Here is a 13,653-nt window from a genome sequence, read left to right as displayed (position 1 = left end):
GCCCGCCCGTTCCCCGGCCCGGCCCCCGTGCCCTATCCGCTCCGCGCGCGGGCGCCGTACCGTGGACGGCATGACGAGTCTCGGCGGTACGGACCTGATCGACTGGAATCTGGCGGTCTCCACCGCGTCCCGCATCGCCCGCCCCGGCCCCGAGGTGAGCCGCGACGAGGCCCGCGAGGTCGTCGCCGAGCTGCGCCGCCACGCCCAGGCGTCCGAGCGGCACGTCCGCCAGTTCACCGGCATGGACACCGGCGCCGCGGACACCCCCGTGCTGGTCGTGGACCGGCCGGGCTGGATCCGGGCGAACGTGGCGGGCTTCCGCGAGGTGCTGCTGCCGCTGACGGCCAAGATGCGCGAGCGGCGCGCCGCCATGCCCGGCGGCACCGCGCTCACCGCCATGGGCAGCAAGGTCACCGGCATCGAGGTCGGGATGCTGCTGTCGTTCCTCTCCTCGCGCGTGCTCGGCCAGTACGAGACGTTCGCCCCGCCGAGCCCGGACCTGCCGGGCGGCGACGGCCTCGTCCCGGGCGCCGGGCGGCTGCTGCTCGTCGCGCCCAACATCGTCCACGTCGAACGCGAACTCGACGTCCACCCGCACGATTTCCGGCTCTGGGTCTGCCTGCACGAGGAGACCCACCGCACCCAGTTCACCGCCGTGCCCTGGCTCCAGGACCACCTGAAGAGCGAGATCCAGGCGTTCCTGCTGGAGGCCGACGTCGACCCCGCCACCGTGCTGGAGCGGTTGCGGCAGGCGGCCCAGTCGATGACCGGGCGCGGCGGCGGCGAGGAGCGGAGCGAGTCCGACCCCGGGCTCGGCATCGTGGACCTGGTGCAGACCCCGCGCCAGCGGGAGATCCTCGACCGCCTCACGGCCGTGATGTCGCTGCTGGAGGGGCACGCCGACTTCGTCATGGACGGCGTCGGGCCGGCCGTGGTGCCGTCGGTGGGGGAGATCCGCGAGAAGTTCACCAAGCGGCGGCAGACGGGCGCCGGGCGGCTGGACCGGGCGCTGCGCAGACTGCTGGGGATGGACGCCAAGCTGCGCCAGTACCGCGACGGGGAGCGGTTCGTGCGGACGGTCGTCGAGCAGGCCGGGATGGCGGGGTTCAACAAGGTGTGGACCTCGCCGAACACCCTGCCGACGAAGGAGGAGATCTCCCACCCGGAGCGCTGGGTCTCCCGGGTGCGGCCCGCCGGGTCCTAGGTTGCCGGATTCCTCCGAAATCACTCGTACGAGGGACCGTGGCGGCATGCCTGGCGTGCGATGCTCGGGTAACAGGCCTCCTCTGTCACCATTTACGCACACAGCGTGACAGCGCTTCCCGAGCCCGAAGCCCCAGAGAGAAGTGATGCGGATATGGGTCCCCATCCTGCGGTCGCCGCGATACGCCTGGCGGTCCGCCGCGTTCTGCACGACGTTCTCAGCGACTCGCCCCCCGGCCGCCCCCCGCTGGTGCTCGCCGCCTGCTCCGGCGGCGCCGACTCCATGGCCCTCGCCTCGGCCCTCGCCTTCGAAGCACCGCGCCTGCGCGTCCGGGCCGGCGGGATCACCGTCGACCACGGCCTCCAGACCGGCTCCGACGACCGGGCCCACGAGGTCGCCGAGCGGCTGACCGCCCTCGGCCTCGACCCCGTCGACACCGTCACGGTCACCGTGGGCCGCGCCGGCGGCCCCGAGGCGGCGGCGCGCACCGCCCGGTACGCGGCGCTCGACGACGCCGCCGAACGTCATGGCGCGACCGCCGTGCTCCTGGGCCATACCCGCGACGACCAGGCGGAAACCGTGCTGCTGGGCCTGGCTCGCGGCTCGGGCACCCGCTCGCTCGCCGGGATGGCCGCCGTCTCCGGCGGGCTGTCCGGCACCGCCGGCGCCGGCCGCCGCTACCGGCGCCCGTTCCTCCACATCGACCGCCAGACCACGCGCAAGGCGTGCCTCGTGCAGGCCCTCCCCGTATGGGACGACCCGCACAACGCCGACCCCTCGTTCACCCGCTCCCGCGTCCGCCACGAGGCCCTGCCCGTGCTGGAGAAGGCCCTCGGCCGGGGCATCGTGGAGGCCCTGGCCCGCACCGCACAGCTGTCCAGGGATGACGCCGACGCGCTCGACGCGTGGGCGCAGGAGGCCCAGCGGGCGGCGACCCGCCCCGACGGCACCCTGGACATCGCCGCGCTGCACGCCCTGCCCCCCGCCGTCCGCCGCCGCGTGCTGCGCCGCGCGGCCATCGCCGCGGGCGCCCCGGCCGGTTCGCTGTTCGCCCGGCACATCGAGGAGACCGACCGCCTGATCACCGCCTGGCGCGGGCAGCGCCCCCTCAACCTGCCGGGCCGCGTCGAGGCGAAACGGCAGGGTGGCAGACTGGTCCTCACGCAGGCGAACCAGTAGAGCCGGGCAGGCCCGGTAGAGAGCAGTGGCACGGGTGCGAGAGACGGACCTGGGGGCCGACCTGGAGTCGGTGCTCATCACCAAGGAAGAGATCGACGCCAAGCTCGGGGAGCTTGCCGCGAAGATCGACGCTGAGTACGCGGGGAAGGACCTCCTTCTCGTCGGGGTCCTCAAGGGCGCGGTCATGGTCATGGCCGACCTCGCCCGTGCCCTCGCCTCGCCCGTCACCATGGACTGGATGGCGGTGTCCTCCTACGGCGCCGGCACCCAGTCCTCGGGCGTCGTCCGCATCCTCAAGGACCTCGACACCGACATCGCGGGCCGGCACGTGCTCATCGTCGAGGACATCATCGACTCCGGGCTGACCCTCTCCTGGCTGCTGTCGAACCTCGGCTCCCGCCAGCCCGCCTCGCTGCGGGTGTGCACCCTCCTGCGCAAGCCGGACGCCGCGAAGGTCGACATCGACGTCGAATGGGTCGGCTTCGACATCCCGAACGAATTCGTGGTGGGATACGGGCTCGACTACGCCGAGAAGTACCGCAATCTCCCGTTCGTCGGCACGCTCGCGCCGCACGTCTACAACGGGTAGCCGGGAACACCGGGCGATGCCCTACCGTTTAAGTGGGGAGAGGCGGCGGCACCCCGCGCTGGGGTACCGTCGCGGTAGGTCAAGCTGAGACAAGGCCGGGCGCGATTCGGCCGACACCGCGCGCACAGCGGATCCCATCCGGGGGCTGTGCCTCTACGTGGCAGGAGGGACGGGGCCGCGCCGCCCCGTATGGATAGACGTGAAGCGCTATTTCCGTGGGCCAGTGATGTGGATTGTGCTGGCCGTCCTCGCCGTCATTCTGCTGATGCAGGTGTTCAGCTCGTCCGAGGGCTACAAGAAGGTGGACACCGGCGAGGTCGTCCAGGCGATCAGCCAGAACCATGTGCGGTCCGCCGAGCTCACGACCGGTGATGAGCAGATGATCCGGGTCGAGCTCCGCGACGGCCACGAGATCGAGGGCAGTGGCAAGGTCCAGGCCAGCTACATCGACGGCCAGGGCGAGGAGCTCGCCCGCGACCTCCAGGCCAAGTTCCAGGACGACCAGCTTCCGGACGGGTACACCGTCTCGCCCAAGTCGCAGAACCCCTTCGTGGGGATGCTGCTGTCGATCCTGCCGTTCCTCCTCATCATCATCGTGTTCCTGTTCCTGATGAACCAGATGCAGGGCGGCGGCTCCCGCGTGATGAACTTCGGGAAGTCGAAGGCGAAGCTCATCACCAAGGACACCCCCAAGACGACGTTCGCCGACGTGGCCGGTTCGGACGAGGCCGTGGAGGAGCTCCAGGAGATCAAGGAGTTCCTGCAGGAGCCCGCGAAGTTCCAGGCCGTCGGCGCCAAGATCCCCAAGGGCGTGCTGCTCTACGGCCCGCCCGGCACCGGCAAGACGCTGCTGGCCCGCGCGGTCGCGGGCGAGGCGGGCGTCCCCTTCTACTCGATCTCCGGTTCCGACTTCGTCGAGATGTTCGTCGGCGTCGGCGCCTCCCGTGTCCGTGACCTGTTCGAGCAGGCCAAGGCGAACGCCCCGGCGATCGTCTTCGTGGACGAGATCGACGCGGTCGGCCGCCACCGCGGCGCCGGCATGGGCGGCGGGCACGACGAGCGGGAGCAGACGCTCAACCAGCTCCTGGTCGAGATGGACGGCTTCGACGTCAAGGGCGGCGTGATCCTCATCGCCGCGACCAACCGTCCGGACATCCTCGACCCGGCGCTGCTGCGCCCCGGCCGCTTCGACCGGCAGATCGCGGTGGACCGCCCCGACATGAACGGCCGGCTGGAGATCCTCAAGGTCCACCAGCGCGGCAAGCCGGTCGCGCCCGACGTCGACCTGTCGGCCGTCGCCCGGCGGACGCCCGGCTTCACCGGCGCCGATCTGAGCAACGTGCTGAACGAGGCGGCGCTGCTGGCCGCCCGGGGCAACGCGAAGATGATCGACAACAAGTTCCTCGACGAGGCGATCGACCGCGTCGTGGCCGGTCCGCAGAAGCGCACCCGGATCATGAGCCAGAAGGAGAAGATGATCACCGCGTACCACGAGGGCGGGCACGCCCTGGTCGCGGCGGCCTCTCCCAACAGCGACCCGGTGCACAAGGTGACAATCCTCTCCCGCGGCCGCGCCCTCGGTTACACGATGGTGCTGCCCGAGGAGGACAAGTACTCCACCACGCGGAACGAGATGCTGGACCGGCTCGCCTACATGATGGGCGGCCGGGCGGCCGAGGAGCTGGTCTTCCACGACCCGACCACGGGCGCGGGCGACGACATCGAGAAGGCCACCTCCACGGCCCGCGCGATGGTCACCCAGTTCGGCATGACCGAGCGGCTGGGCGCCATCAAGTTCGGCCAGGACCACTCCGAGCCGTTCCTCGGCAAGGAGATGGGCCACCAGCGCGACTACTCGGAGGAGGTCGCCGGGCTGGTGGACGAGGAGGTCAAGAAGCTGATCGAGGGCGCGCACAACGAAGCCTGGGAAATCCTGGTGGAGAACCGCGACGTCCTGGACAACCTCGTGCTGGCGCTCCTGGAGAAGGAGACGCTCAACAAGGAGGAGCTGGCCGAGATCTTCGCGCCCGTCGTCAAGCGCCCGCCGCGCCCGGCGTGGACCGGCTCGGCCCGCCGCACCCCGTCGACCAGGCCCCCGGTCACCTTCCCGGTCAAGGGCATCAACCTGGCCAACGGCAGCCTGGAGAAGGGCAAGGCACCGCTCGAATCGGTGGACGAGAACGGCTCCGGACCGGGCTCCGGCTCCGAGGACTGATCAGCGGACCGGAATGCCTCCCGCGCCCCTCACGTTCTAGGGTGAGGGGCGCGGCCGTGTGCGGACGCGGACGCCGGGATGAGGAGCGAGGATCACATGACCGACCCGTTGACCCTGACGGGCCTTGGCACTGGCCCCGGCCCCGAGACCGGGTCCAGACAGACGCCGATCGGCGAGTTCGACGAGAAGCGCGCGGAGAAGGCCGTCCGCGAGCTGCTCATCGCGGTCGGCGAGGACCCGGACCGGGAGGGCCTGCGGGACACCCCGGCCCGCGTGGCGCGGGCCTACAAGGAGATATTCGCCGGGCTGTGGCAGCGGCCCGAGGACGTGCTGACCACCACGTTCGACCTGGGCCACGACGAGATGGTGCTGGTGAAGGACATCGAGGTGCTGTCGTCCTGCGAGCACCACCTCGTGCCGTTCGTCGGGCAGGCGCACGTCGGCTACATCCCGTCGGCCAGCGGGAAGATCACCGGCCTGTCCAAGCTGGCGCGGCTGGTGGACGTGTTCGCCCGCCGCCCGCAGGTGCAGGAGCGGCTGACCACGCAGATCGCGGACTCGCTGATGCGGATCCTGGAGCCGCGCGGGGTGATCGTGGTCGTGGAGTGCGAGCACATGTGCATGACCATGCGCGGGGTGCGCAAGCCGGGGGCCAAGACCACGACCTCGGCCGTCCGGGGGCAGCTCCGGGACGCCGCCACCCGCGCCGAGGCCATGAGTCTCATTCTTGCCCGGTAGAGGGGCCTCGCCCGGTAGCGAGGAGTCCGGTCACCGGTGCTGGGCGCCGGTGCCGAAGAAGTCGAAGCCGCCCACGCGCCGCGAGGTCGCCGGCGTCGCGGGACGCTGCGGCGGCGGCACGTACTGCGCCTCCGGGGCCTGCTGGGGCTGCTGGGTCTGTTCGGCCTGCGGCGGGGCCTGCGGTGCCTGGTGCCGGGCGGCCTCGCGCTGGCGGGCCGCGTTCCGGGACAGGCGGATCAGCGCCTCGTGGGCCTGCCGGTAGGTGAGCTGCGTCGGGGCGCCGCGCGCGGTGCGGTGGTCGGTGGCGTCGACGGTCAGCGCCTTCGCCGGGATCGCCGCCTCCAGGGCGAGCAGCCGGCGGCCCTCCAGCGCCTTGGCCCGCTCGGACTCCGCGGTCGCGTAGCGCCGCAGCAGGTCCGCGTGCTCGGTGCGCAGCCCGGCCAGCTCCAGGCGCGCCGCGCCCAGGTCGGCCCGCTTGGCGCGGAGCTTGGCCTCCAGCTCCCCGATCAGGTCCTGGGCCTCCTCCAGCTCGGCCTGTTTCTCCTCCATCTGCCAGACCACCCCGGCCTTGGCGGCGCGCTCGCGCGCGACCTGCCGCCCGGCCTCCAGATCCCAGCGGCGCAGCAGTGCCGCGCACGTCGCGGCGGAGGCCGCCGCGACGGCGACGAGGATGCGCAGGACGGGCGCGTCCTCGTCGCCCAGCAGCAGGGCCCCGCCGGCGCACAACAGCGCCAGGCCGCCCAGAGCGGCCGGGGCCAGCACCCGGTGGAGTGCTGATGAGCGGTGACGTCCACGTGCCATGGTGGAAACTTACCGTGACGTCGACAGCCGACGGGAGGGTGTCCAGTCGGTTGTGGCCTGGGAGTTATCGACGGGCCGCGCGGCGCGCTCAGTTCCGGAGCAGGCCGTGCTCCTCCAGGTAGTCGCGGGCGACGTCCTCCGGCTTGCGGCGCTCGGCGTCGACCTGCCGGTTCAGCTCGATCAGGTCCTCGGTGGTCAGCTCCGCGGTCAGCCGGTCGAGGGCGGCGGCGATCTCCTCGTCGCCCGCGCTCTCGGTGTTCAGCACGGGCAGCAGGTTGTCCGCGAGTTGGAGGTTCTTGTCGTCCTCCAGCAGGACCAGGCCGAAGTCCTCCAGGGTGGCGTCGGTGGTGACGACCAGGGCCATATCGGCGTCGCCGTTCTGGACGGCCTGCTTGGACTGGACGGTGGCGACGCCCAGCGGGTCGACACCGGTGATGTCGATGCCGTAGGTGTCCTCCAGCCCCGGCTCGCAGAACGGCCGTTCGGGGCAGTCCTCGCCCGCCGCCAGGCGGACGGGCAGGCCGGAGGCGCCCAGGTCGCTCAGGGTCGTCAGGTCGTGCTCGGCGGCGAACTCCTCGGTGACGGCGAACGCGTTCTGGTCCACGGCCTCGCCCGCGTCCAGCACGGTCAGGCCCCGGGGCTCGGCCAGTTCGCGCAGCGCGGCGACGGTCTCGTCCACGTCGGAGGTGGCGACGGGCTCGGCGTCGGGGCCGTTGACCTGCGCGTTGAGGAACTCGGCGAGGGTGGCGGCGTATTCGGGCACGATGTCGATGCCGCCGCTCTCCAGCTCCGGCTCGTACAGCTCGCGGCCCTCGACGGTCTCGATGGTGGTGGAGTAGCCGGCGTCCTGGAGGATCTGCGCGTAGAGCTGGGTCATGATCGTGGCCTCGGTGAAGCCGGCGCCGCCGATGGTCAGCGAGCCGCCGCTGTCCTCGTCCCCGCCGCCGCCCGCGCCCTGCTCCTCCAGGTCGTCGCCGGCACACGCGGCCAGGGAGAGCGCCAGGGCGGTGACGGTGCCGACGGCCAGCTTGGCGCGGCGTCTGTGGGGGGTGGGGTGCGCGGTCACGGGATTCTCCGTCCGTCGGTTCGGGTCGGTTCGGGCGGTGCGGGGGTCGTGCGGGGGCGGCGGCCCGGGTCGAGCAGGCGCTGGGCGAGGACCAGCACCCCCTCGACGGCCAGCGCGAGCAGGGCGACGACGATCGCTCCGGCGACGACCTGCTCGGTGCGGTACCGGGCGAAGCCGGCGGTGATGATCCGGCCGAGGCCGCCGCCGCCCGCGAGGGCGGCGAGCGTCGCGGTGGCGACGATCTGCACGGCGGCGGTGCGGATGCCGGTCATGATCAGCGGGAAGGCCAGGGGGAGTTCGACGCGGGCCAGGAGCTGCGGGCGCGACATGCCCATGCCGCGGGCGGCCTCCACGACGCCGCGGTCGGCCTCGGAGACGCCGACGTAGGCGTTGGTCAGCAGCGGCGGCACGGCGAAGAGGACCAGGGCCAGGATGGTGGGCAGGTCGCCGTGGCGGCCCAGGGGGCTGAGGGTGAGCAGCACCAGCACGGCGAAGGTGGGGACCGCGCGCCCGGCGTTGGAGATGTTGATGGCGAGCGCGCCGCCGAGGCGGCGCCCGCCGCCGTGGCCGAGCCAGAAGGCGAGCGGCAGCGCGAGGGCGCAGGCCAGCAGGAGGCAGACGCCGGTCAGGTAGAGGTGCTCGCTCAGCCGGTGGGTGACCCCGGACTCGCCGGACCAGTGGGACCCGGTGGTCAGCCAGGTCCAGGCGTCGCCGATCACGCCCACGTCACACCGTCCCCGGGGCGTCGAGGACCGCGTCCCTGGTCACGGGCCCGCGCCGTTTCCCGCCGCCCGCGCGCGTCCACGGGGTGATCAGCCGCTGGACCCCGAGCAGGGTCACGTCGGCCAGGACGGCGAGCGCGACGCACAGGACGGAGGCGGTGAGCACCTGGGCCTTGAAGTAGCTGTGCATGCCGCTGTAGATGAGGTTGCCGAGCCCGCCGTGGCCGACGATCGCGCCGACCGTGGCCAGCGAGATCGCGGAGACCGTGGCGATCCGCAGCCCGGCCATCAACGCGGGTAGCGCGAGGGGAAGTTCGACCGCGAACAGCATGCGTCCGCGGCCGTAGCCGAGCCCGCGGGCGGCCTCGCGGGCCTCCTCGGGGACCGATTGGAGGCCGGTCAGCGTGTTGCGCACCAGGATCGTGAGCGAGTACAGCACCAGGCCGCAGACGACGACCGAGACGGAGATGCCGAAGACGGGCAGCAGCAGCGCGTACATGGCGAGCGTCGGCACGGTGTAGAGCACGGTGGTCAGGCTGAGGATGCCGCCGGCCGCGACCTGCCAGCGGCGGGCGGCGAGCGCGAGGGGGAACGAGGCGAGGGCGGCGATGGCGACGGCCGTCACCGTGATCAGGACGTGCTCCACGGTGGCGTCGGCCAGTTCCTCGGCGCGGCTGCGCACATATTCACCGCAGATCCACTCGTTCGCCGCAAGACAGCTCTCGCCGGTGGCCGCACTCATGGTCCGACACCCTAGCCTCCAAATCTGACAGGATGATGAACATGTTGCGCTTCGAGCACGTGTCCAAGCGTTATCCCGACGGGACCGTCGCGGTGGACGACCTCAACCTCGAAGTGGGCGAAGGCGAGTTGGTCACTCTGGTGGGGCCTTCCGGGTGCGGCAAGACCACCACCATGAAGATGGTCAACCGGCTGGAGGAGCCCACCCAGGGGCGCGTCCTGCTCGACGGTCAGGACGTCGCGGACTACGACCCGGTGAAGCTGCGCCGCCGCATCGGCTACGTGATCCAGCAGGTCGGCCTCTTCCCGCACCGGACCGTGCTCGACAACACCGCGACCGTGCCGCACCTGCTGGGCTGGCGGCGCGCGGAGGCCCGCAGGCGGGCGGCGGAGCTGCTGGAGCTGGTCGGCCTCGACCCCTCGGTGTACGGCGGCCGGTACCCGGACCAGCTCTCCGGCGGGCAGCGGCAGCGGGTCGGGGTGGCGCGGGCGCTCGCGGCGGACCCGCCGGTGCTGCTGATGGACGAGCCGTTCGGCGCGGTGGACCCGGTGGTGCGCGAGCGGTTGCAGAACGAGTTCCTGCGGCTCCAGGCCGAGGTGCGCAAGACGGTGCTGTTCGTGACGCACGACATCGAGGAGGCCGTGCGGCTCGGCGACCGCATCGCGGTGTACGGGCAGGGCCGGATCGAGCAGTTCGACTCGCCGGCCGCGGTGCTGGGCGCCCCGGCCAACGACTACGTGGCCTCGTTCGTCGGCAGCGACCGCGGGCTGAAGCGGCTGTCGGTGACCCCGCTGGAGCGCGGCGACCTCCGGACGCCGCCGGTGGTGCGCCTGGAGGACCCGATGGCCGTGGCGGCGGAGCGGATGCGCGCGGACGGCGCGCGCTGGGCCGTGGTGCTGGACGGCGACGGCGGCCTGCACGGCTGGGTGCCGCTGCCGGACGCGGGCGACGCCGGTGACGGGCGGGTCGCGGACCGGGCGCGGCGGATGGAGGCGTGGCTGCCGCTGGGCTCGTCGCTGAAGCAGGCGTTCTCCACGATGCTCCAGTACGACGCGGGCTGGATCGCGGTGCTGGACGAGGCGGACCGTTTCCTCGGCGTCCTCACGCCGGGCGGGCTGCACGAGGCGCTCCGCCGCTCGATCGACGCGGACGGGCGGAACGTCGAGCGGTCCGCGGTCGAACTGGACGTCGCGGGCGACGGCTAGGGCCCGTCCTCAAGAGGCCGCCCTGCCCACGACGCCTGGCACGCACGCTCGCAGACGCCGTGGGCGGCCGGACGCCCGCTTTGAAGGCGGGCCCTGGGCCCCGGCGCCCGCCGGGGGTGTCAGACCGGGGAGCCCATCGGGCCGTTGCCGTGGCCCTCGCTGGTCTCGTCGCCGTCCGGGAGGCGGCAGACCCGTTCGAGGAAGAGGGCCGCCGCGACCACCGCGAAGCCCGCCACCACCGCCAGCCCCGCGTAGATCGCCTGGTCCCTGCGGTTGGGCACGTCCAGCCGTTCCATCACCAGGAACAGCCCGAAGCCGCCGTACCCGCCGGCCACCAGCGCCGAGACCAGCGCGCTGGCCTGGCCGAAGACGACCGCGCGGGCCGCCATCAGCCGGTCCACCGGCCGGGCGCCCGGCCGCCGCTCGCGCTGGGCCCGCAGCCGGGAACGCAGCGACAGCGCGGTGGCCAGCAGCGCGGTGGCGATCAGGCCGAGGATGACGGGCGCGAGGAGCGGCACGGCCGGCAGCGTGTTGCCGAGGGAGTCCCACAGCCCGGCGGCGGCCCAGGCGAGGGCCGCCGCCGCGGCGAACAGTCCGGCCAGTGTCGCGATCCGCAGTTGGTTCACCGCTGTGCGCGCCCCTCGTGGTGGATGAGCTGTAGCCGGTCAGTCCGGGAGGACGAGCGTGAGATCCGCGCGGAGCGTCACGCCCTGTCCGGTCAGGCGGGGCAGCAGCTCCGTGACCGGACCCCGCCCCGGGACAACGGCGTCGGGCTGGACATCGTGCCACGGCGCCAGCACGAAGGCCCGTTCGTGGGCGCGCGGGTGGGGCAGGGTGAGCGCCGGATCGTCGGAGACGACGTCCTGGTAGGCCACGATGTCGACGTCGAGGGTGCGCGGTCCCCAGCGGGTGTCCCGCACCCGTTGGTACGCCTCCTCCACCGCGTGCGCCCGCTCCAGCAGCGACGACGGCGGCAGCGTGGTCCGCAGCAGCACCACCGCGTTGAGGTACGGGGCCTGGGCGCCGGGCTCGACGCCCCACGGCTCGGTCTCGTAGACGGGGGAGACGGCCTTCACCTTCAGGCCGGGGGTGTCGGCGAGCGCGTCGACCGCGCCCTGGAGGGTGTCCAGGCGGTCGCCCAGGTTGCTGCCGAGGGACAGCACGGCGGTCCTGGGGTTGTGGAGGGTCGAGTCGGCGGCGTCCACCTGGCGCACGACGGACGCGGGGACCGGCTGCACGGTGGGATCGGGGGAGGACGGGGCATCGGGGGTCATGCTCGGCTCCGCTTGATGGTGATGGTCACGTCGTCGAAGGGAACGGTGATCGGTGCCTCCGGCTTGTGCACCGTCACCTCGGCCTCGCGCACGGCGTCGTGCGCGAGGCACCGGTCGGCGACGCGCTGGGCCAGCGTCTCCAGCAGGTCGCAGGGCTCACCCGTGATCACGGCGGTGACCTGCTCGGCCACGACGCCGTAGTCCACGGTCCTGGCCAGGTCGTCGGCCGAGGCCGCCGGACGGGTGTCGACGCCCAGCACGACGTCGACGACGAACGGCTGTCCCTCGGCACGTTCCCTCGGGAGCACGCCGTGAAAGCCCTTGGCCCGCAGTCCGCGCAGGGCGATTCTGTCCACGGCGGTGACTCCCTCGGTCGGGTGGCGGCGGCATGACGCCTCGGTCCGGCATTCGAATCTACCTGCGACACCCTGACCCCCTCGTCAGCGCCGCCCGCCCGCGCGGTGTTCCCGCTGGACGGACCCGGCGCGGGCGCCGCTGCCCCTACCCTGGTGGCATGAGCATCTCGCACGGCCAGGTGAGCGGCCTGCCCCGGTGGGACCGCTGCGCGGTCATGGGGGTGGTCAACGTCACACCGGACTCGTTCTCGGACGGCGGGCGGTGGTTCGACGTCGAGTCCGCGGTCAAGCGCGGCATGGACCTGGTGGCCCAGGGCGCGGATCTCGTGGACGTCGGCGGCGAGTCGACCCGCCCCGGCGCGACCCGGGTGGACGAGGCCGAGGAGCTGCGCCGGGTGATCCCGGTGGTGCGGGAGCTGGCGGCCGAGGGCGTCGTCGTCAGCGTGGACACCATGCGGGCCAGCGTCGCGGAGCGGTCGGTGGCGGCGGGCGCCCGGCTGGTCAACGACGTGAGCGGCGGCCGGGCCGACGCCCGGATGGTGCCGGTGGTGGCGGACGCGGCGGTGCCGTTCGTCGTGATGCACTGGCGCGGCCAGAGCGCCGACATGAACGAGCGCGCGGTCTACGGCGACGTGGTGGGCGAGGTGATCGCCGAGCTGCGCGCGAGCCTGGACGCGGCGGTGGCCGGCGGGATCGCGGCGGACCGGATCGTCACCGACCCCGGCCTCGGCTTCGCCAAGCGGGCCGAGCACGACCTGGCGCTGGTGGCCGCGATGGACCGGTTGCGCGCCGAGCTGGGCCTGCCGCTGCTGATCGCGGCCTCGCGGAAGCGGTTCCTGGGCCGGGCGCTGGCCCGGCCGGACGGCACGCCGCCGCCGGCCCGCGAGCGCGACGCGGCCACGGCTGCCGTCACGGCGCTGGCCGCCCGCGCGGGTGCCTGGGCGGTGCGCGTGCACGAGGTGCGGGCCAGCGCGGACGCGGTGCGGGTGGCGCGGGCGGTCGCCGGCGCGGAGGGGGCCGGATGAGCGGCGCCGCGGCGGACATCGAAGCCGTCTCCGCCGCCAACACCGCGCTGTACGACGCCCTGGAGCAGGGCGATCTGGACGCCGTGGCCGATCAGTGGCTGGAGGACGGCGTGAGCGTCGTCCACCCCGGCTGGCCGGTGATCAGCGGGCGCGGCGAGGTGATCCGCTCCTACGCGCTGATCATGGCGAACACCGACTACATCCAGTTCTTCCTGACCGACGTCGAGGTCTCGGTGCTGGGCGACACGGCGCTGGTGACCTGCACGGAGAACATCCTCAGCGGCGGCCCGGCCGAGGCCGACGGGACGGCGGGGCCGCTGGTCGGCGGCCTGGTCGTCGCGACCAACGTCTTCCGCAGGACCGGGGACGGGGCGTGGAAGATCTGGTCCCACCACGGTTCGCCGGTGCTGATCGACCGTGAGGACGACGACGAGGGCGAGGACGACGAGACCCCGGAGGAAGAGGTCTGAGGAGAGCCTGTGAGGCGGGCGCTTCGTCCGTTGCCTCGCCGCCGAATGGCGGGATACCGTCTTCCCT

The 13,653-nt window shown here is 72.9% G+C and carries 15 protein-coding genes; 8 read left to right on the top strand and 7 right to left on the bottom strand.

All coding sequences use genetic code 11. The annotated features are described in order from the left end of the window. The first annotated feature begins 70 nt into the window (after nt 1-70). From ACSNOC_RS13860 to folE, 5 genes are all read left to right on the top strand, one after another. The gene (locus ACSNOC_RS13860; RefSeq protein ID WP_436747694.1) at nt 71-1,204 is read left to right on the top strand and encodes a zinc-dependent metalloprotease; all 1,134 of its coding nucleotides are present in this window, start codon (nt 71-73) and stop codon (nt 1,202-1,204) included. A gap of 153 nt (nt 1,205-1,357) precedes the next feature. Next, entirely contained in the window at nt 1,358-2,383 is a 1,026-nt protein-coding gene (gene tilS, locus ACSNOC_RS13855) for a tRNA lysidine(34) synthetase TilS (RefSeq protein ID WP_436747693.1), read from the top strand. Nucleotides 2,384-2,417: 34 nt separating this feature from the next. Then, a complete protein-coding gene (hpt, locus tag ACSNOC_RS13850) occupies nt 2,418-2,972 on the top strand; it encodes a hypoxanthine phosphoribosyltransferase (protein WP_436747692.1) in 555 nt (184 codons plus the stop codon). A gap of 193 nt (nt 2,973-3,165) precedes the next feature. After that, the gene (gene ftsH / locus ACSNOC_RS13845) at nt 3,166-5,187 is read left to right on the top strand and encodes an ATP-dependent zinc metalloprotease FtsH (RefSeq protein ID WP_436747696.1); all 2,022 of its coding nucleotides are present in this window, start codon (nt 3,166-3,168) and stop codon (nt 5,185-5,187) included. 96 nt (nt 5,188-5,283) lie between these two features. Continuing rightward, the gene (gene folE / locus ACSNOC_RS13840; protein WP_436747691.1) at nt 5,284-5,925 is read left to right on the top strand and encodes a GTP cyclohydrolase I FolE; all 642 of its coding nucleotides are present in this window, start codon (nt 5,284-5,286) and stop codon (nt 5,923-5,925) included. Nucleotides 5,926-5,955: 30 nt separating this feature from the next. On the opposite strand, the gene ACSNOC_RS13835 is transcribed toward folE, so the two are convergent. From ACSNOC_RS13835 to ACSNOC_RS13820, 4 genes are all read right to left on the bottom strand, one after another. Then, complete coding sequence (locus tag ACSNOC_RS13835) at nt 5,956-6,726, bottom strand: hypothetical protein (protein ID WP_436747690.1); 771 nt, start codon at nt 6,724-6,726, stop codon at nt 5,956-5,958. An 88-nt stretch (nt 6,727-6,814) separates the two neighbouring features. After that, on the bottom strand, nt 6,815-7,792 hold the full coding sequence (locus tag ACSNOC_RS13830; protein WP_436747689.1) for an ABC transporter substrate-binding protein: 978 nt from the start codon (nt 7,790-7,792) through the stop codon (nt 6,815-6,817). Beyond that, entirely contained in the window at nt 7,789-8,517 is a 729-nt protein-coding gene (locus ACSNOC_RS13825; RefSeq protein ID WP_436747688.1) for an ABC transporter permease, read from the bottom strand. Before ACSNOC_RS13825 ends, ACSNOC_RS13830 begins: the two co-directional genes overlap by 4 nt. Nucleotide 8,518: 1 nt before the next feature. Further along, the gene (locus tag ACSNOC_RS13820; protein ID WP_436747687.1) at nt 8,519-9,256 is read right to left on the bottom strand and encodes an ABC transporter permease; all 738 of its coding nucleotides are present in this window, start codon (nt 9,254-9,256) and stop codon (nt 8,519-8,521) included. A 41-nt stretch (nt 9,257-9,297) separates the two neighbouring features. On the opposite strand from ACSNOC_RS13820, the gene ACSNOC_RS13815 reads away from it, so the two are divergent. After that, nucleotides 9,298-10,461 (top strand): betaine/proline/choline family ABC transporter ATP-binding protein, encoded by a 1,164-nt coding sequence (locus ACSNOC_RS13815; protein ID WP_436747686.1) that lies wholly within the window; start codon nt 9,298-9,300, stop codon nt 10,459-10,461. 119 nt (nt 10,462-10,580) lie between these two features. Here the strand turns inward: ACSNOC_RS13815 and ACSNOC_RS13810 are convergent, their stop codons facing one another. Genes ACSNOC_RS13810 through folB form a run of 3 tightly spaced genes read right to left on the bottom strand, consistent with a single transcriptional unit; the run spans nt 10,581 to nt 12,091 of the window. Then, entirely contained in the window at nt 10,581-11,087 is a 507-nt protein-coding gene (locus tag ACSNOC_RS13810) for a DUF3180 domain-containing protein (RefSeq protein WP_436747685.1), read from the bottom strand. Between the two features lie 39 nt (nt 11,088-11,126). After that, nucleotides 11,127-11,735, bottom strand: coding sequence for a 2-amino-4-hydroxy-6-hydroxymethyldihydropteridine diphosphokinase (gene folK / locus ACSNOC_RS13805; RefSeq protein WP_436747684.1), 609 nt, complete (start codon nt 11,733-11,735; stop codon nt 11,127-11,129). Next, nucleotides 11,732-12,091: a dihydroneopterin aldolase gene (folB, locus tag ACSNOC_RS13800; protein ID WP_436747683.1), complete on the bottom strand. Its 360-nt coding sequence runs from the start codon at nt 12,089-12,091 to the stop codon at nt 11,732-11,734. The genes folK and folB overlap by 4 nt, the downstream gene beginning before the upstream one ends. A gap of 158 nt (nt 12,092-12,249) precedes the next feature. Here folB and folP point away from each other — a divergent pair, with 158 nt between their 5' ends. Together folP and ACSNOC_RS13790 are read left to right on the top strand one after the other, a co-directional pair. After that, nucleotides 12,250-13,116 carry a dihydropteroate synthase gene (folP, locus tag ACSNOC_RS13795; RefSeq protein ID WP_436747682.1) on the top strand — a complete coding sequence of 289 codons (867 nt, stop codon included), beginning with the start codon at nt 12,250-12,252 and terminating at the stop codon, nt 13,114-13,116. Beyond that, nucleotides 13,113-13,586 carry a nuclear transport factor 2 family protein gene (locus tag ACSNOC_RS13790; RefSeq protein ID WP_436747681.1) on the top strand — a complete coding sequence of 158 codons (474 nt, stop codon included), beginning with the start codon at nt 13,113-13,115 and terminating at the stop codon, nt 13,584-13,586. Before folP ends, ACSNOC_RS13790 begins: the two co-directional genes overlap by 4 nt. Nucleotides 13,587-13,653 lie beyond the last annotated feature (67 nt).

The organism is Streptomyces sp. URMC 129, from assembly GCF_051386415.1.
In the GTDB taxonomy this organism is placed as follows: Bacteria; Actinomycetota; Actinomycetes; order Streptomycetales; family Streptomycetaceae; genus Streptomyces.
The sequence above is the reverse complement of the archived record's forward strand: the minus strand, read 5'-3'. Positions and strand labels throughout refer to the sequence as shown.